This is a genomic window from Bradyrhizobium ontarionense (assembly GCF_021088345.1).
Classification (GTDB): domain Bacteria; phylum Pseudomonadota; class Alphaproteobacteria; order Rhizobiales; family Xanthobacteraceae; genus Bradyrhizobium; species Bradyrhizobium ontarionense.
Genome location: NZ_CP088156.1, coordinates 4,305,229 through 4,321,897, shown reverse-complemented (window position 1 = coordinate 4,321,897; position 16,669 = coordinate 4,305,229). Strand labels below are relative to the sequence as shown.

The 16,669-nt window shown below is 66.0% G+C and carries 17 protein-coding genes; 7 read left to right on the top strand and 10 right to left on the bottom strand.

The window, feature by feature from the left end; genetic code table 11:
• Positions 1 to 43: 43 nt before the first annotated feature.
• The 5 genes from LQG66_RS19185 to tkt form a co-directional block, all read right to left on the bottom strand.
• On the bottom strand, positions 44 to 1,234 hold the full coding sequence (locus tag LQG66_RS19185; protein ID WP_231317251.1) for a phosphoglycerate kinase: 1,191 nt from the start codon (positions 1,232 to 1,234) through the stop codon (positions 44 to 46).
• A gap of 24 nt (positions 1,235 to 1,258) precedes the next feature.
• A complete protein-coding gene (locus LQG66_RS19180) occupies positions 1,259 to 1,399 on the bottom strand; it encodes a hypothetical protein (protein ID WP_231317250.1) in 141 nt (46 codons plus the stop codon).
• Between the two features lie 105 nt (positions 1,400 to 1,504).
• Positions 1,505 to 2,512 (bottom strand): type I glyceraldehyde-3-phosphate dehydrogenase, encoded by a 1,008-nt coding sequence (gene gap, locus LQG66_RS19175; protein ID WP_231317249.1) that lies wholly within the window; start codon positions 2,510 to 2,512, stop codon positions 1,505 to 1,507.
• A gap of 142 nt (positions 2,513 to 2,654) precedes the next feature.
• Positions 2,655 to 4,532: a DNA helicase RecQ gene (recQ, locus tag LQG66_RS19170; RefSeq protein WP_231317248.1), complete on the bottom strand. Its 1,878-nt coding sequence runs from the start codon at positions 4,530 to 4,532 to the stop codon at positions 2,655 to 2,657.
• 257 nt (positions 4,533 to 4,789) lie between these two features.
• Positions 4,790 to 6,775: a transketolase gene (gene tkt, locus LQG66_RS19165; protein WP_231317247.1), complete on the bottom strand. Its 1,986-nt coding sequence runs from the start codon at positions 6,773 to 6,775 to the stop codon at positions 4,790 to 4,792.
• 272 nt (positions 6,776 to 7,047) lie between these two features.
• On the opposite strand from tkt, the gene LQG66_RS19160 reads away from it, so the two are divergent.
• Together LQG66_RS19160 and LQG66_RS19155 are read left to right on the top strand one after the other, a co-directional pair.
• The gene (locus LQG66_RS19160; protein ID WP_231317246.1) at positions 7,048 to 7,410 is read left to right on the top strand and encodes a DUF4164 domain-containing protein; all 363 of its coding nucleotides are present in this window, start codon (positions 7,048 to 7,050) and stop codon (positions 7,408 to 7,410) included.
• Positions 7,407 to 7,790, top strand: a complete 384-nt coding sequence (locus LQG66_RS19155) for a cell division protein ZapA (protein ID WP_231317245.1) — start codon at positions 7,407 to 7,409, stop codon at positions 7,788 to 7,790. The genes LQG66_RS19160 and LQG66_RS19155 overlap by 4 nt, the downstream gene beginning before the upstream one ends.
• 314 nt (positions 7,791 to 8,104) lie before the next feature.
• On the opposite strand, the gene LQG66_RS19150 is transcribed toward LQG66_RS19155, so the two are convergent.
• Both LQG66_RS19150 and LQG66_RS19145 read right to left on the bottom strand, forming a co-directional pair.
• Positions 8,105 to 8,491, bottom strand: a complete 387-nt coding sequence (locus LQG66_RS19150; RefSeq protein ID WP_231317244.1) for an ester cyclase — start codon at positions 8,489 to 8,491, stop codon at positions 8,105 to 8,107.
• A 76-nt stretch (positions 8,492 to 8,567) separates the two neighbouring features.
• Positions 8,568 to 8,771, bottom strand: a complete 204-nt coding sequence (locus LQG66_RS19145) for a hypothetical protein (protein ID WP_231317243.1) — start codon at positions 8,769 to 8,771, stop codon at positions 8,568 to 8,570.
• Between the two features lie 209 nt (positions 8,772 to 8,980).
• On the opposite strand from LQG66_RS19145, the gene LQG66_RS19140 reads away from it, so the two are divergent.
• Entirely contained in the window at positions 8,981 to 10,249 is a 1,269-nt protein-coding gene (locus LQG66_RS19140) for a serine hydrolase domain-containing protein (protein WP_425601226.1), read from the top strand.
• A gap of 50 nt (positions 10,250 to 10,299) precedes the next feature.
• On the opposite strand, the gene LQG66_RS19135 is transcribed toward LQG66_RS19140, so the two are convergent.
• Positions 10,300 to 11,211 carry a LysR family transcriptional regulator gene (locus LQG66_RS19135; RefSeq protein WP_231317242.1) on the bottom strand — a complete coding sequence of 304 codons (912 nt, stop codon included), beginning with the start codon at positions 11,209 to 11,211 and terminating at the stop codon, positions 10,300 to 10,302.
• 154 nt (positions 11,212 to 11,365) lie between these two features.
• Here LQG66_RS19135 and LQG66_RS19130 point away from each other — a divergent pair, with 154 nt between their 5' ends.
• From LQG66_RS19130 to LQG66_RS19120, 3 genes are all read left to right on the top strand, one after another.
• Positions 11,366 to 12,241 carry a sulfite exporter TauE/SafE family protein gene (locus LQG66_RS19130; protein WP_425601225.1) on the top strand — a complete coding sequence of 292 codons (876 nt, stop codon included), beginning with the start codon at positions 11,366 to 11,368 and terminating at the stop codon, positions 12,239 to 12,241.
• A 196-nt stretch (positions 12,242 to 12,437) separates the two neighbouring features.
• Entirely contained in the window at positions 12,438 to 13,079 is a 642-nt protein-coding gene (locus LQG66_RS19125) for a glutathione S-transferase family protein (protein ID WP_231317241.1), read from the top strand.
• A gap of 131 nt (positions 13,080 to 13,210) precedes the next feature.
• Complete coding sequence (locus LQG66_RS19120) at positions 13,211 to 13,939, top strand: cation efflux transmembrane domain-containing protein (protein ID WP_231317240.1); 729 nt, start codon at positions 13,211 to 13,213, stop codon at positions 13,937 to 13,939.
• 15 nt (positions 13,940 to 13,954) lie between these two features.
• Here LQG66_RS19120 and LQG66_RS19115 read toward each other — a convergent pair whose 3' ends face one another.
• Both LQG66_RS19115 and LQG66_RS19110 read right to left on the bottom strand, forming a co-directional pair.
• The gene (locus tag LQG66_RS19115) at positions 13,955 to 15,220 is read right to left on the bottom strand and encodes a TAXI family TRAP transporter solute-binding subunit (RefSeq protein WP_231317239.1); all 1,266 of its coding nucleotides are present in this window, start codon (positions 15,218 to 15,220) and stop codon (positions 13,955 to 13,957) included.
• Positions 15,221 to 15,340: 120 nt separating this feature from the next.
• The gene (locus LQG66_RS19110; RefSeq protein WP_231317238.1) at positions 15,341 to 15,796 is read right to left on the bottom strand and encodes a DsrE family protein; all 456 of its coding nucleotides are present in this window, start codon (positions 15,794 to 15,796) and stop codon (positions 15,341 to 15,343) included.
• 42 nt (positions 15,797 to 15,838) lie between these two features.
• Between LQG66_RS19110 and LQG66_RS37350 the strand changes: the two genes are divergently transcribed.
• Positions 15,839 to 16,624, top strand: coding sequence for a GNAT family N-acetyltransferase (locus tag LQG66_RS37350; protein ID WP_345778965.1), 786 nt, complete (start codon positions 15,839 to 15,841; stop codon positions 16,622 to 16,624).
• The last annotated feature ends 45 nt before the right edge of the window (positions 16,625 to 16,669 follow it).

Here is a 16,669-nt window from a genome sequence, read left to right as displayed (position 1 = left end):
TGGAACATAACAGAAACATCCATGGCCGACAAGGTCCGAGAAATCAGATCTTCAGCACCTCGACGCCCGGCAGCGGCTTGCCTTCCATCCACTCCAGGAAGGCGCCGCCGGCGGTGGAGACGTAGGTGAAGTCTGAGGCGACGCCGGCCTGGTTGAGTGCCGCGACGGTGTCGCCGCCGCCGGCGACCGAGACCAGCTTCTTGGCCTTGGTGCGCTCGGCTGCATGCTTGGCCGCCACCATCGTGCCGCGGTCGAACGGGTTAAGCTCGAAGGCGCCGAGCGGGCCGTTCCAGACCAGGGTCGCGGCATCGTCGATCGCCGAATGGATGCGCGCGGTCGATTGCGGGCCGACGTCAAGGATCATGCTGTCCGGCGGGATCGCGTCGAGGCCATAGGCGAAGGACGGCGAGTTGGCCGCGAAGTGGAAGGAGACGGTGGCGTCCACGGGCAGGATGATCGCGCAGTTCGAGGCTTCCGCCTTGTCCATGATCCGGAGAGCGGTGGCTGCCAGATCCTTTTCAGCCAGGGACTTGCCGATCTGCACGCCCTGCGCATGCAGGAAGGTGTTGGCCATGCCGCCGCCGATCACCAGCGCATCGACCTTGGTGACGAGGTTTTCCAACAGGTCGATCTTGGTCGAGACCTTGGCGCCACCGACGATCGCGATCACGGGCTTGGCCGGCGACCCCAGCGCCTTCTCCAACGCGACGAGCTCGGCCTGCATGGTGCGGCCGGCATAGGCCGGCAGCTTGTGGCCGAGGCCCTCGGTCGAGGCATGGGCGCGATGCGCAGCCGAGAACGCGTCGTTGACCCAGATGTCGCCAAGCTTGGCGAGCTCGGCCACGAACGCCGGATCGTTCTTCTCTTCCTCTTTGTGGAAGCGCGTGTTCTCCAGGCACAGCACGTCGCCGTCCTTCATGGCGGCGATCGCGGTCGCGGCTGGCGCGCCGATGCAGTCATCGGCAAAGGCGACCGGGCGCTTGATCACCGCGGACAGCGCGGCGGCGACCGGCTTCAGCGACTCCTTCAGATCACGGCCCTTGGGCCGGCCGAAATGGGCGAGCAGGATGACCTTGCCGCCCTTGGTCGCGATTTCATTGATGGTCGGCGCGACGCGCTCCAGGCGGGTGGCGTCCGTCACGTGACCATTTTCCATGGGGACGTTGAGGTCGACGCGCAGCAGCACGCGTTTGCCTTTGACGTCGACGTCGTCGAGGGTGCGGAATTTTGTCATGTCATGCTCGCTTGTTGGCCGACATCATGAGGGGCCCGGCGGCTGATGCTCTGGCGGGTTGCCCTCTTGCTGAGACGAAACCTTGCCGCCCTGACGGACCCCATACACGATCAAGCCGATCAGCAGGATCACGCCGGGAATTCCGAGCCAGTGCGGAAGGGCCATGATGCTTCCTCAGTCGTCATTCCGGGGCGGTCCGCAGGACCGAACCCGGAATCTCGAGATCCCGGGTTCGATGCTTTGCATCGCCCCGGAATGACTGGGAGATAGTTACAGCAGCTTGCCGATCGCGACGGCCGTGTCGGCCATGCGGTTCGAGAAGCCCCACTCATTGTCGTACCAGGACATCACGCGCACGAGGTTGCCGTTCATGACCTTGGTCTGGTCCTGGTGGAACGTCGACGAATGCGGATCGTGGTTGAAGTCGATCGAGACGTTCGGCGCGGTGGTGTAGCCGAGGATACCCTTGAGCTCCTGCTCGCTGGCGCGCTTCATCGCCTCGTTGATCTCCTTCGGATCGGTGTTGCGCTTGGCGACGATCTTGAGGTCGATCACCGAGACGTTCGGCGTCGGCACGCGGATCGCGACGCCGTCGAGCTTGCCCTTCAGCTCCGGCAGCACCAGGCCGATCGCCTTGGCCGCGCCGGTCGAGGTCGGGATCATCGACATCGCCGCCGCACGGCCGCGATAGAGATCCTTGTGCATGGTGTCGAGCGTCGGCTGGTCGCCGGTGTAGGCGTGGATCGTGGTCATGAAGCCGGTCTCGATGCCGACCGTGTCGTTCAGCACCTTGGCGATCGGCGCCAGGCAGTTGGTGGTGCAGGAGCCGTTGGAGATGACGAGGTGCTCCCTGGTCAGCGTCGCGTGGTTGACGCCGTAGACGATGGTGGCATCGGCGCCGTCGGCCGGAGCCGAGACCAGCACGCGTTTGGCTCCGGCGGTCAGATGCGCGGAGGCCTTGTCCTTGGAGGTGAAGATGCCGGTGCATTCCAGCGCGATGTCGACGCCGAGATCCTTCCAGGGCAGCTTCGACGGGTCGCGCTCGGCCGTCACCTTGATCTTGCCGTTGCCGATGTCGATGCTGTCACCGTCGACGGTCACCGTGTGGGGGAAGCGGCCATGCACGCTGTCGAAGCGCAGCAAATGCGCATTGGTCTCGACCGGACCGAGATCGTTGATGCCGACCACCTCGATGTCCTTGCGGCCCGATTCCGCGATGGCGCGCAGAACGTTGCGGCCGATGCGGCCAAACCCGTTGATCCCGACCCGGATTGCCATTTTCGTCTCCTTCAATGACGTTTCTCGTCCCCGTCGGCGGCCTTCCTGAAGGGCGCCACGAGGGTTTTGGAACTATGCCACCCGGTTCTGCCGGGCGGGAGCGGACGATATGGACCTTTGGTAGCCCTTTTTCGTGCCAATCTCAACCGTCTGGTGGCGATCCTGATCCTGACGGCCTTGCCGCCGCGATCAGCGCCAACAGCTCGTCGCCGTAATGCTCGAGCTTCTTGTCGCCGATGCCGGGGATGTCGCGGAGCTGGCCTGATGTCGTTGGACGCGCGGCTGCGATGCCGTCGATCGTGGCATCGTGCAGCACCACATAGGCCGGCACGCCGCGCTTGCGGGCGATGTCCGAGCGCCACGCCCGCAGACTCGCGAGCAGGGGTGCATCGGCTGCCTGGCCCGGCCGCGGCACCAGATCGCCGCGCCGCGATTTGCTGCGGATCGCGCGCGCTGTGCTCGCCGTCTCCTCGCGCAGCATCACCGCGGTCTCGCCCTTGAGGACGCCGCGCGACGTCTCCGTCAGCTTCAGCGCGCCATAGGCTTCGCTGTCCGGCGCAAGATGGCCCATCGCCACCACCTGGCGCAGCGCGGCGCGCCATTGCTTCTCGTTGAGCTCGCGGCCGATGCCGAACACCGACAATTGATCGTGTCCGAACTGCTTGACGCGCTCGGTCGCGCGTCCGACCAGCACGTCGATCAGGTGCATGGCGCCGAACCGCTGCCCGGTGCGATAGGCGCAGGACAACAGCTTCTGCGCGATCACCTTGCCGTCGCGGACCTTCGGCGGCGACAGGCAGTTGTCGCAATTGCCGCATGTCTCTGCCGCTGGGCTCTCGCCGAAATAGCTCAAGAGCAGCCTGCGCCGGCAGCCGGCGGTCTCGGCGAGCGCCACCAGCGCGTCGAGCTTGCGGATCGATACCCGCTTGAACGCCTCGGCGCCATTGGACTCGTCGATCATCCGGCGCTGCTGCACGATGTCGGACAGGCCGTAGGCCATCCAGGCGGTCGAGGGCTTGCCGTCGCGCCCCGCACGCCCCGTCTCCTGGTAGTAGGCCTCGATGCTCTTCGGCAGATCGAGATGCGCAACGAAGCGTACGTCCGGCTTGTCGATGCCCATGCCGAACGCGACGGTGGCGACGACCACGATGCCGTCCTCGTTGATAAAGCGGTCCTGGTTGCGCGCACGAACGCCAGCGTCGAGTCCGGCGTGATAGGGCAGCGCCGTGATGCCGGCCTCGGTCAGTGCGGCCGCGGTGTCCTCGACCTTGGCGCGCGACAGGCAGTAGACGACGCCGGCATCTCCGGCGTGACGGTCCTTGATGAAGGCCTTGAGCTGGGCCGGTCCGTTATTCTTGTCGACGATCTCGTAGCGGATGTTGGGACGATCGAAGCTCGCCACGAACTGCGGCGCGTCAGTGAGGCTAAGCCGCTCGGCGATCTCCTTGCGGGTCAGCTCGTCGGCGGTCGCGGTCAGCGCGATGCGCGGCACGTCGGGAAAGCGCTCGGCGATGACCGAGAGGCCGATATATTCGGGGCGGAAATCATGCCCCCATTGCGACACGCAATGCGCCTCGTCGATGGCGAACAGCGCAATCTCCGCGCGCTCCAGCAGCGACAGGCAGCGCGGCGTCACCAGCCGCTCGGGCGCGACGTAGAGCAGATCGAGATCGCCTGATATGAGCCGTCGCTCGACCTCGTGGGCTTCCTCGCGTGACAGCGTGGAGTTCAGCACCGCGGCGTTGACGCCGGCCTCGAGCAGGCCGGCGACCTGGTCGCGCATCAGCGCGATCAGCGGCGACACCACGATGCCGCAGCCTTTGCGCAGCAAAGCCGGCAGTTGATAGCACAGCGACTTGCCGCCGCCGGTCGGCATCAGCACCAGGCAGTTGCCGCCGTCCGCGACATGCCGGACCACCTTCTCCTGCGCGCCCCGGAAGCCGGGGAGCCCGAACACCGAATGCAGCACGGACAGCGCGCGATCGGCCGTGTCGGTGGTGGCGTTGGGGGCTGGGGGCATGGTGGGAGAAAGCGTCCGCAGGTCAAACGAACAGGCGCGTCAAGCCGCGCCCGTTCTCGTATTGTCCCCGTCTTTGCGCGTCATAGTCAATGCCGCTCCTCATCCTGAGGAGCTTGGCGAAGCCAAGCGTCTCGAAGGACGAGGCCGGCACTCTGGCCTCATGGTTCGGGCCTCATGGTTCGAGACGGCGCTTTGCGCCTCCTCACCATGAGGGTTGGGCTCCGAGACTGACCATGTAGCTGCTTGCGCCAGGGCGATCAGCCCAGCCGCTTGACGGCCGCTTCCACCGCCGCCTCGGCGGTGATGCCGAAATGCTTGTACAGCTCCTTGGCCGGGCCGCTCTCGCCGAATGAATGCATGCCGACGAAGAGGCCGTCCTGGCCGATGACCGCATCCCAGCCCCAGCGCACCGCGGCCTCGATCGCGATCTTGACCGGCGCCTTGCCGATGATCGCCGCCTTGGTCTCGGCGGGCTGCTCCAGCAGCAGCTCCAGCGACGGCACCGAGACGACGCGCGCAGGGATGCCGCGCTCGGCGAGCTGCTTCTGTGCGGCGACCGCGATCTCGACCTCGGAGCCGGTCGCGAACAGCGACACCTTGGCCTCGCCCTGGGCTGCGACCAGCTCATAGCCGCCGCGGCTGCATGGATTGTCCGCCGGCGCCGAGGTGCGCAGCTGCGGTAGGTTCTGCCGCGTCAGCGCCAGCACGGTCGGGCCGTTGGTGCGGTTCAGCGCGATCTCCCAGCACTCCGCGGTCTCGACCGCATCGCACGGGCGGAACACGCGCATGTTGGGGATCGCGCGCAGCGCCGCCAGATGCTCGACCGGCTGATGCGTCGGACCGTCCTCGCCGAGGCCGATGGAGTCGTGGGTCAGCACGTAGACGACGCCCGCGCCCATCAGCGCCGCCAGGCGCATCGCGCCGCGGGCATAGTCGGAGAACACCAGGAAGGTGGCGCCGTTCGGCGCGAAGCCGCCATGCAGGAAGATGCCGTTCATGGCCGCGGCCATGCCGTGCTCGCGGATGCCGTAATGGATGAAGCGGCCCTTCGGCGTCTTGGCCGAGAACGCGGTCACCGACTTGGCCTTGTTGTTGTTGGAGCCGGTCAGGTCGGCGGAGCCCGCCAGGAATTCGGTCGGCATCGCAGCCGCGATGACCTCGATCGCGGCCTCGGAGGATTTGCGGGTGGCGGCGTTGAGCGGCGTTTCGAGCAGCGCCTTCTTGTGGTCCTTCAGCGCCTTGGCCAGTGAGGCCGGGCGCTCGTGGCGCAGCCGCCGCTCGAATTCGGCGCGCTTGCGCGGGCCCATCTCGGCGAGCCGCGTCTCCCACTCGGTCCTGACAGCTGCGCCGCGCCGGCCGGCCTCGCGCCAGGCGGCGAGCACGTCGTCGGGCACCGAGAACGGCTCGAGCGAGATGCCGAGCTTCTCCTTGGCGCCCTTCAGCTCCTCAGCGCCGAGCGCCTCGCCGTGCACCTTCGAGGTGCCGGCCTTGGTCGGCGCGCCATAGCCGATCGTCGTCTTGCAGGCGATCAGCGATGGCCTGGAGGACTTCTGCGCCCGGGTGATGGCGGCCTCGATGGCCTGGGGATCATGGCCGTCGATCAGCTCGGCGGCCCAGCCGCAGGCCTTGAAGCGCTTCACCTGGTCGACCGAGTCGGCGATCGAGAGCGGTCCGTCGATCGAGATGCCGTTGTCGTCCCATAGCACGATCAGCTTGTTGAGCTTCCAGTGCCCGGCCATCGCGATCGCTTCCTGGGAGATGCCCTCCATCAGGTCGCCGTCCGACGCCAGCACATAGGTGTGGTGATCGACGGTCTTCTTGCCGTATTCGGCCTGCAGCATCTTCTCCGCCAGCGCCATGCCGACCGCGGTCGAGATGCCCTGGCCGAGCGGGCCGGTGGTGGTCTCGATGCCCTTGGTGCGGAAATTCTCCGGATGCCCAGGGGTCAGCGAATCGACCTGGCGGAAACGCTTGATCTGGTCGAGCGTCATGTCCTCGTTGCCGGTCAGATACAGCAGCGCGTAGAGCAGCATCGAGCCGTGGCCGGCCGACAGCACGAAGCGGTCGCGGTCCGGCCAGGCGGGCGCTGCGGCATCATATTTCAGGAAGCGGGTGAACAGCACGGTGGCGACGTCGGCCGCGCCCATCGGCAGGCCGGGATGGCCCGATTTCGCCTTCTCGACGGCGTCCATTGCGAGCCCGCGGATGGCGTTGGCCATGCGGGAATGTTCGACCTGCGTCATGCTGGAATCCGTCCAAACGTGAAATGCTGATGACAGGAGCGTCGCCGGTATTGCTGGCGGGCCGGGATTTTGCGGGCTGATTAGCACCTCGGTTCCGGGAATCAAAGGTTATGCAACGTCGGGAACCTCCCAAAAGTTGCTTAGTAGTGCATAGTTTCGGCCGAGCGTTGCGCTTGGCTCGCCCAGCACGTAAGATTTTGCCTGTAAGCGCTTGCCGGACAGCGGCTTTTGTCGCAATCCCCAGCGCGCTGTAAGGGCCTCGCATCCGTGCCATGAACGATCACCCTGCCAATCTAGCCGGCCAGGTGGAACCCGGCGCCGCCGATCTCGAGGCGGCGACGCGGCGACTCATGACGGCCCTCGACGCGCTGGAGAGCGCGGTCGAGCGGCGGCGCGAGGCCGATCGCGACGAGGACGAGCTCGCCACGCGCATCCAGGCGCTCGGCGCCGACCGCTCGCGGCTCGCCGATGAGCTCGATGGCTCCCTGATGAAATCGCGCCGGCTGGAGCGCACCAATCGCGAGATCGCCGAACGCCTGGACACAGCGATCGGCACCATCCGCGCGGTGCTCAATGGCGGCGAGGCGCAAGACAACGCGCACGATGATGAGCAAGACGACGAGGATGACGAATGAGCCACATCAACGTCACCATCAACGGTCGCCAATATCGCATGGCCTGCGAGGAAGGCCAGGAGCTCCGGCTGCTGAAGCTCGCCGAGAGCCTCGAGACGCGCATCACCAACCTGCGCGGCAAGTTCGGCGAGATCGGTGACGCCAGGCTCACCGTGATGGCCGCGCTCACCGTGTGCGACGAGCTGATCGATGCCAACCAGCGCGTCCAGGTGCTGGAGCAGGAGCTCGAAGGCCTGCGCAACGTGCGCAACCAGGCGAGCGACCGCGCCCGCGCTACCCAGGTCGCCGTCGCCAAGGCCCTGAACGCCGCCGCCGAGCGCATCGAGAAAACGACGCAGGTGCTCAACCGCACCATCGGTGGTGGGGTGGCGATCGGGTGAGGCTGTTACGTACTAATAGGTTCTCGGCGCACTGGTTCTGCCAACTTCTCCGTCATTGCGAGCGCAGCGAAGCAATCCAGGCGGCGCAAAAATTCTGGATGGCTTCGCTGCACTCGCAATGACGCCACGAGATCGAACTAATAGCCGCAGGGTGGGCAAAGGCGCGCCCGCGATGCTGCTGCGTCATACGCAGATGTCTCGCGCGACGTGCCCACCGCTCTCACGCGTGGAGGCAATGGTGGGCACGGCGCGCCGGGCAATGGTGCAAGCCGCGAGAGCCCCGGCGCGCCTTTGCCCACCCTACGCGTTCGTACTCACAGCTGCGACTCGATCGCGGCCTTGTCGATGACCGACCACACCTCGGCGATCCTTCCCTCGCGGAATTCGTAGAACACGTTCTCGGTGAAGGCGACGCGCCTGCCGTTGACGGCGAGGCCGAGAAATGCGCCTCGAGGCCGGCAGTCGAAAATCAGAATGCTCGCGACATAAGGCGGGTCGGACAGCAGCAGGCGGATGTCGAAGCGAAGGTCGGGAATGTCGGCGAAGTTGCCCACCAGCATGTCGCGATAGCCGGAGAGCCCAAACCGTCGGCCATTGTGCACGACGTGATCGTGCACGAAGTTACCGAGCTGCGGCCAGGCCTGTGCGTTCAGGCAGGCGATGTAGGCGCGATAGAGATCGGCGAGTTCGGGTCCGGTCATGGCGCGGCGATCCGTTCGAAGCTGAGCGACACTAAGCCGCTCCCGACGCCGACTGTTCCCACGATGTGCCGTCGGCTCAGAGCCCGTCCACGATCAGCGCGATGGTTTCCAGCGGGAAAGCTGCTGCCAAGGCACCGACGCCGAGGCCGATGAGGCCGAAAACGACGGCGCCGATCCAACCAATCCAGTGAAAGCCGAGCGCTGCACCCAGCGATGTACCAATCGCAAGCGTGCAGATGGCCCAGAGCGTTTGAAGGATGTGTCCGATCGTCCTCAGCATGCGTGACCTCGCCGCAGCGGTCTCACCCGTTCCCTCTGATTCGTCGCGCCGGCGTCCCATTGTGCGGCCGCGAAGCCGATCAAATCATCGCGATGCGATTGTGTTGCAACCGCTTGTCGTTCTCCGCCGCCTGACCTAGCCTTGAGGCAGCGGACCTGTCGAATCTCGCAAGCCATAAGCGGGATCGTCCGCGCATCAGGGAGGTGCACTTGAATAAGCTGATCCTCGCGGCCGCGGCCGTCGCGTTCACCACGATCGTCACGCCGCTCGCTGCCGCGCCCTTGCCGGAGGCGAAGCCCGACGATGTCGGCTTCTCGCAAGGTGGCCTCGCGCGCATGGACGACTTCTTCGCCCGCGAGATCGCGGCCAAGCGCGTGCCTGGCGCGGTCGTTGCGATCGCGCGCGACGGCAAGCTCGTGCACTACAAGGCCTATGGCGAGCTCGATCCGGTCAAGGGCACGCCGATGCCGCTCGACGCGATCTTCGCTTTGGCCTCGATGACCAAGCCGATGGCCGCGGTCGGCGCGCTCACCTTGATGGAGCAGGGACGGCTGCCGCTGCAGGCGAAGCTGTCAGACTATTATCCCGCCTTCGCCGACATGAAGGTCGGCGTGGCGCAGGAGGACGGATCGCTGCTGCTGGTGCCGCAGGCGCGGCCGATCCTGATCCACGATCTCTATCGCCACACCTCCGGCCTGATGTATGGCGGCCGGCCCGACAGTTCGAGCCCGGTGGCAAGGCTCTATCCGGACGGCACGGCGCCGGCAGTCGAGGGCGACACGCAGGCCTTCATCGAGCGCATCACCAAGCTGCCGCTGGCGCACCAGCCGGGCACGCAGTTCGAATACGGCTTCTCGATCGACGTGCTCGGCGCTGTCGTCGAGAAGGTCAGCGAGCAGCGCCTCGGCGAGTATCTCTCGAACAATCTGTGGAAGCCGCTCGGCATGGCCGACGCGACATTCGCGCCCACGGACGCGCAGCGGCCGCGGCTGGCGCGGCCGTTCCCGAATGATCCGCTCACCGGCAAGCCGCAGGCGATCAGGCTACTGGACACCCCGACCAAGTCGGACTGCGGCGGCGCCTGCTCGTTCGCGACCGTGGGCGATTATATCCGCTTCGGCCAGATGCTGCTCAACGGCGGCGAGCTCGACGGGCAGCGCATCCTGAGCCCGAAGACCGTTCATCACATGACCTCGAACCATCTCGGGCCGGAGATCAAGAACACCGTCGCCACGATCGAGCCGCATCGCGCTGGCTTCGGCTTCGGGCTCAGCGTCGCCGTGCGCACCGGCGAGGGCCTGTCGGCCGTGCCTGGCAATCCCGGGGAATTCAGCTGGAACGGCGCCTTCGGCACCCAGTTCTTCTGCGACCCGAAGGAGCGCCTCGTGGTGGTGGTCGGCACGGCTGCGCCCGGGGACCTGCGCAAATATTATCGCGAGCAGGTGCAGAACATCGTCTATGGCGCGATGGTGCGGTGAGTGCAGCCATCGTTGGACGTCAGCGCGCGGCGCGGCCGCTTTCGGTCCAATCAGGCATTGGTGTGGAACGGGCGGCTCGAGCGCCACTGCTCGACCAGGAAGTCGACGAACAGCTGCGTCTTCGGCGAGGCGATGCGAGATGGTTGAAAGAGAGCATGGAGCGGGACGGGGGCCCGCTCCCGCTCGCGCAAGATGCGGTGCAGCCGTCCCACGGCAAGCTCCCGCTCCACCTGCCATAGGGGCACCCGTGCGATACCCGCACCGTCGACGGCCGCCGCGACCAGCGCGTCCAGGCTGTTGACCCAGAGCCGACCGGTGACCCGGACGGTGCACTCCGTTTCCGGATGCCGAGCGAAGCGCCAGACGGCGGCGCCTGGACTATCCGAGAACACCAGGCAGTCATGATGCGCCAGGTCATCGGGCGATTCCGGCACACCGCGCGCGTGGAGATAGGCTGGCGACGCGCAGACGATCATCTGCAGGTCGGCGAGCTTGCGTGCGACCAGCTGAGAATCGGCGAGGGCGCCGATCCGCAATGACAGGTGGACGTCCTCTTCGACCATGTCGACGGGGCGGTCGACCAGCAGCAGATCGACCGACATTGCCGGGTGGCTGCGCAGGAATGCCCCGAGCAAAGGTGCGATCAGCTGCCGTCCGATCAGGCTTGGCGAACTGATGCGGACACGACCGGATGGTTCGCCGCGACCTCGCGACAGCGCCGCTTCAATGTCCTTGACGTCGCTGAGAATGGACTTGGCGCGCACATAGAGGATGCGACCATCGTCCGTGAGCGCAAGCTGTCGGGTGGTTCGCAGCAGCAGGCGGGTGCCGAATTGCTGCTCCAGGGCGGCAATCTGCCGGCTCACCGCCGTCAGCGAACTCGGCAGCGACCTTGCTGCAGCGGACAGGCTGCCCGTCTCCACGACTTTGACAAAGGCTTCCATCGCAGCCAGCTGGTTCATCGGCATTCTTCCGAATTTCGCAAGATAGCTCCCCTCAATCTACCGATACCGCCGGAATGCGAAAGGCACTACGTTGGCCTCGGTGCTCGTTGCGGGCGCAGCCAGCGCCAGCTGCGATGGCCGCCGGCGTCGGCCGTGTTCGGCGATGGCGTTGATGCAGACAGGGATTGTGATGTTCCTCCTCGACGTCTCCGAGTTGGTTGAACTGGCGCTGCTCCTGGTCGCGGTCGGCGCGGTCGCCGGCTTCCTTGCCGGCGTCTTCGGCATCGGTGGCGGGGCCATCCTGGTTCCGGTGCTCTACGAGTGTTTCCGGATTGCCGACGTTCCGCTGCAAGTCCGCATGCCGTTGTGTGTCGGCACGTCGCTGGCGATCATCATCCCGACCTCGATCCGCTCCTACCGGGCGCACTTCCAGCGCGGTGCGGTGGATATGGCGATCATCAGAGCCTGGTGGATCCCCATCGTGATCGGGGTCGCCGCCGGCAGCGTGGTTGCGCGCTTCGCGCCGGAGCGGTTGTTCAAGATCGTGTTCGTCGGCGTCGCCTATGCTGCCGCCGCGCGGCTGCTGCTGGTGCGCGCGACCTGGAAATTCGGAGACGATCTGCCGACCGGTCTGTGGATGCGGGTCTATGGTTTCGGCGTCGGCATCCTCTCGACGTTGATGGGCATCGGCGGCGGCCTGTTTTCCAATTTGCTGATGACCTTCTACGGGCGGCCGATTCACCAGGCCGTCGCGACATCATCGGCGCTCGCTGTGCTGATCTCGATCCTTGGCGCGGCCGGCTACGTCTATGCCGGGTGGCCGGTGGCCGCGCACTATCCCGGCGTTGCGGCACTACAGCCGCCCTTTGCGTTGGGTTATGTGTCCCTGATCGGCGCCATGCTGGTGATGCCGACAAGCCTGATGACGGCACCGCTCGGGGTCAGGGCCGCGCATGCCATGTCTCCGCGCAGGCTCGAAGTGGCCTTCGGCTGCTATCTCTTTCTCGTCGGCAGTCGTTTCGCGCTCAGCCTGGCGAGTGGTGGCTGATGCCGGTCGTTCCGCGCCCCGCGGGCGTCGGGCTTGAGGTCTTGGTCCGAACGTCCGGCCACGCGCGGCCGCCACGTTGACGGTGCAGGTCAGGGCGCCGCGTCGTACCGGCTTGACCACATGGCGGGCGCTGCCTAGGAGGTCACCCCGGAAGGCAGTTCCTCGATATATCCTCCTCACGGCAGCGGACATCTCCATGCTCACCGTCCATCACCTCGGCAAGTCCCAATCCGAACGCATCGTCTGGCTCTGCGAGGAGCTGGAGATTCCCTATGAGTTGAAGTGCTACGCGCGTGACGCCCGCACTATGCTGGCGCCGGCGGAGTACAAGGCGCTGCATCCGATCGGCTCGGCGCCGGTCATCACCGACGGCGATCTGGTGCTGGCGGAATCCGGCGCGATCGTCGACTACATCATCGCGAAGTACGGCCAGGGCCGGCTGCGGCACGGCCCCGATGATCCGGCCTTCGCGCCGTTCCTGTATTGGTTTTACTTCGCCAACGGCACCTTGCAGCCCGGCATGGGCCGGGTGATGATGCTGAACCGGCTGCATCTCCCGGACGACAATGCGGTGCTCGGCATGATGCGGGCGCGGCTCGACCGCGCGTTCGCATCCGTCGAGGCGCGCTGCGGCGAGGCCGACTACCTGGCCGGAAGCACGCTCACCACGGCCGACATCATGACGGTGTTCTCGCTGACCACGATGCGCTATTTCCTGCCCTATGATCTAGCGCCGTTCCCCAACATCCGCGCCTATCTGGCGCGCGTCGGTGCGCGGCCGGCCTACCGGCGCGCCATGGCCAAGGGCGACCCGGGCATGGCGCTGCTGTTGGACTGAGGCGCGCCGGCGGATTGCAGGAAACGCCTGGCTCCGGCGGCGTTGGTCGATGGCGGGCGCTTGAAGGCGTCCAAGAATGGCGGCAAGCTGCCGCCTTGTCGCGACCGTCCGCTCCGCGGAGGAAGTTCGCCATGCCGGATATCAAGACCGCCGATGATGGCTGCAGCAACGGCGACTGCTGCGCACCACCGCCGCTGACATTGCCGCCGAAGGCCACGGCCGGCGGCGACGGCTGCTGTGCCGGCGCGCTCGATCAATCCGTCTCCACCTATCGGCGCGCGCTATGGATCGTCTTCGCCATCAATGCGCTGATGTTCGCGATCGAGATCGGCGCCGGACTGAAGGCCGGCTCGGCCGCGCTGCAGGCCGACGCGCTGGACTTCCTCGGCGACGCCGCGAACTATGCCATCAGCCTGCTGGTGATCGGCATGTCGCTGCGTGCGCGGGCCGGTGCAGCGCTCGTGAAGGGAGTTTCGATGGGGATGCTTGGGACCTGGGTGCTGGCCGTCACGGCCTGGCACGCCTGGCACCAGACATTGCCGGAGGCGGTCACGATGGGCTCGGTCGGGATCGCCGCGCTGCTCGCGAATGCGGCATCGTTCGCGGTGCTGTGGCGGCACCGCGGCGGCGATGCCAACATGCATTCGGCCTGGATCTGCACCCGTAACGATGTGCTTGGCAATTGCGCCGTGCTGCTGGCGGCGGCCGGCGTGTTCGGCACCAGCACCGGTTGGCCCGATTTGATCGTGTCGACCATCATGGCGGGCCTCGGTCTGCAGGGCGCCCTGGTCGTGATCCGGCGCGCATCCGCGGAGTGGGGGCGGGCCGCATGGCCCGCGCCAGTGCAGGGCGTGCGCTGAGCGCGGATGCGGTGATCATTTTCCCTGTCGCTTCCGGCTCCATTCCAGGAACGAGCGGTACAGCTCCTCCTTCTCGGCCTTCGAGGTCGGTGCCTTCGCCTGCGATGCCAGGAACGCCTCGAAGCGCTCCTGCGGCGAGAGGCTGCCGGTGGTGGCCGGCGGCAGGCCGACATCGGCCTCCTTCTTCATCCGCTCCAGCACGGCGTCGACGTAAGGGTAGCGCTGCCAGCCCGGGACCTGGGCCTCCAAGTTGAGATCCTTCCAGCCCGGATGAAACGGCGGCTGCTGCAGCCGCGCGAGGTTGGTGAACAGCGTGTCGACGAAGCGGTTGACGCGGTCGGCGCGGTCGCTGCCCGGCTTCCAATTGTACACGGCCAGCACGGAGGGGACCGCGATCGTCTCGACCGCCGTGTCCGGCGCCAGCAGCGCCGGGTAGTTCTCGGCCTTGATGCTGGTGGGATAGTAGAAATCCGAGAACTGCTGCGTGTACGGCACGGGCACGAAGTGAAAGCCGGGGTCGGCCTTCATGCCGCTGAATACTTCGCCGGGCTTTGATGCGACGTAGACCATCGCGGCGATCTCGCGCTTGTGCAGTTTTTCCAGTGCGACCGGGCCGCCGATGGGGACGGGCTCGATGTCGATGCCGAGCCGGCGGAAGATCAGCGGGCCCGTATGGGCCGCCGCGACGCCTGCAGTGCCGACCGCGATCTTCTGTCCCTTCAGATCCTGTAGCGTCTTGAACTCGTCGCGGGCATAGATGTGCACGTCGGAGATGAAGAAGCGCAGCACGTAGCGGATGCGGTCGTTGATGTTGGAGAGCCCGGCCTGCTTGGCGTAGAAGTCGAAGGCGTCCGCATAGGTGATCGCGACGTCGACGCCGCGCAGATACAAGAGGTCGGCGATGTTCGACGTCGTGCCGCGCGTGACCATCGGAATCAGGCGCATGTTGTCGCCGTCATCCATCGTCCGCGCCATCTCGCTGGCAAAGCGCACGAAGCCGCCGTCGGGCAGGCCCGCGGCAAGGCCGACGGTCCATTGGTTCATGCGGGTCTTGATGGCCGCTTCGTCCGAAGCGCCGCGGGGCTCGGGCGTGCGTGGTTCGGGCGTCCGTCGTTCGGAAACACGCGGCTCGGGCACACGCGGTTCGGGCGCGCGCGCCGGCTTGAGGGAGAGAGGGGCCGCGGTCCGCTCCTGCGCGAGCGCAGCGCTGCCGGGAGTGAACAAGGCAGCCGAAAGCATCGCCAGCGCCAGCGGCGCTGGAACAGCAAGAATTCTGCGCATGAGATTTGATCCCCGATCGTCTCTGTTCGGCGGACTCGTCGACTTCGCCGATGATCACGCTTCAATCAAAGGTCGTGATTTTCTGAGCGCAAAACCGGGCGGATTTGGGGCGATGCCTACCTAGGGTTTCAGGTAGCTCCAACCGCTCTCCTGCAGTTCCATCAATCGCACCGCGCCTGATGGCACCAGGCTCGCCTCGGCGACGATGGGGATCGGATGTCCCTCGCGCTTCTCCATGCCGCGCTTGGTGACGTTGCAGGCGGAGAATCTGATCTTCGAGGGAAAGCTGAGATCGGCGATCTGCTTGAGCCGGTCCTTCACCGGCGAGGTGTCGTCGCGCAGCATGTTCAGGCCCGGCCCGTAGGTGACGACCTCGATCTCGACCTCCTCGCCCTTTTCCTTGTAGGTCTCCATGATGTTGCTGGCATTGTTCAGCGCCAGATTCATGATCGCAGGATCGTTCTGATCGACCTGGATCGACACGCGGTGGATCTTGACGTCGGTGGCGAGGCTCGCACCAGCCGTCGCCAACAGCAGCGCGCAGGCGGCCATCAATCGTCTGAGGTCGAAACGCATACCAGGACTCCAATGTACGAAAGTGGGCATTGGGATGTGATCATGGCCTGCCACAACCTCAGCCTCGAAATCGATGAGCCCGAATCGTGGCAACACTATGCGCGCGCGGACGCCGCCTCGCCTCGCGGACGCCGTGATGATCCATCCCCTGAGCATCCTCCGTCATTGCGAGCGGAGCGAAGCAATCCCGTCTGCCTCTCCCGAGATATCCTGGATTGCTTCGGTGCAAGGGCGCCTCGCAATGACGACGTGGAAAGAGCCGAGATTGAAATTCACCTCTGTCGTCCCGCCTCAAGGCCGGGACGACAGCGTCGCGCTGATCTGGCGGTTGCCTCCGCCGCCGCATTCCGCTTCATTGCCGTCATGCTAGGCGAATTGATCATACGTGATGCGGTCACCGCCGATTTGCAGGCGTTGCAATCGCTGTATCAGCATCTGTCCACGGGCGACGCCGTCTGCTCGCCGGACGAAGCGGAGAGGATCTTCGCGCGCCTGCTGCTCTATCCGGGCAGCACCATCGTGGTCGGAGAGGTCGACAGCCGGATCGTCACGACCTGCACGCTGGTTGTGATTCCCAATCTGACCCGCGGCGGCAAGTCCTATGGTCTGATCGAGAACGTGGTCACGAATGCCGACTGGCGCGGCTTCGGTTTTGGGCGGCAAGTCCTGAGCGCCGCAACCGAGCGGGCCTGGGCGGCCGGCTGCTACAAGGTGATGCTGATGACCGGATCGACGAAGCCGCAGACGCTGGCGTTCTATGAGCGCGCGGGATTCGCGCAGAGCAAGACCGGCTTCCAGATCAGGAGGCATCCCGTTCGACCGGATTGAGGGGCTGGCGACTTATGCCTACGTTGGCCACCGCATGAGACGCCT

Coding starts and splice junctions, on each gene's coding strand:
- LQG66_RS19150 (WP_231317244.1), bottom strand. CDS start 8,491: ATGACCGGACCCGAACTCGCCGATCTCTATCGCGCCTACATCGCCTGC.
- recQ (WP_231317248.1), bottom strand. CDS start 4,532: ATGCCCCCAGCCCCCAACGCCACCACCGACACGGCCGATCGCGCGCTG.
- LQG66_RS19155 (WP_231317245.1), top strand. CDS start 7,407: ATGAGCCACATCAACGTCACCATCAACGGTCGCCAATATCGCATGGCC.
- LQG66_RS19160 (WP_231317246.1), top strand. CDS start 7,048: ATGAACGATCACCCTGCCAATCTAGCCGGCCAGGTGGAACCCGGCGCC.
- LQG66_RS19135 (WP_231317242.1), bottom strand. CDS start 11,211: ATGAACCAGCTGGCTGCGATGGAAGCCTTTGTCAAAGTCGTGGAGACG.
- LQG66_RS19145 (WP_231317243.1), bottom strand. CDS start 8,771: ATGCTGAGGACGATCGGACACATCCTTCAAACGCTCTGGGCCATCTGC.
- LQG66_RS19130 (WP_425601225.1), top strand. CDS start 11,366: ATGCAGACAGGGATTGTGATGTTCCTCCTCGACGTCTCCGAGTTGGTT.
- LQG66_RS19180 (WP_231317250.1), bottom strand. CDS start 1,399: ATGGCCCTTCCGCACTGGCTCGGAATTCCCGGCGTGATCCTGCTGATC.
- tkt (WP_231317247.1), bottom strand. CDS start 6,775: ATGACGCAGGTCGAACATTCCCGCATGGCCAACGCCATCCGCGGGCTC.
- LQG66_RS19110 (WP_231317238.1), bottom strand. CDS start 15,796: ATGCGTTTCGACCTCAGACGATTGATGGCCGCCTGCGCGCTGCTGTTG.
- LQG66_RS19185 (WP_231317251.1), bottom strand. CDS start 1,234: ATGACAAAATTCCGCACCCTCGACGACGTCGACGTCAAAGGCAAACGC.
- gap (WP_231317249.1), bottom strand. CDS start 2,512: ATGGCAATCCGGGTCGGGATCAACGGGTTTGGCCGCATCGGCCGCAAC.
- LQG66_RS19125 (WP_231317241.1), top strand. CDS start 12,438: ATGCTCACCGTCCATCACCTCGGCAAGTCCCAATCCGAACGCATCGTC.
- LQG66_RS37350 (WP_345778965.1), top strand. CDS start 15,839: ATGGCCTGCCACAACCTCAGCCTCGAAATCGATGAGCCCGAATCGTGG.
- LQG66_RS19120 (WP_231317240.1), top strand. CDS start 13,211: ATGCCGGATATCAAGACCGCCGATGATGGCTGCAGCAACGGCGACTGC.
- LQG66_RS19115 (WP_231317239.1), bottom strand. CDS start 15,220: ATGCGCAGAATTCTTGCTGTTCCAGCGCCGCTGGCGCTGGCGATGCTT.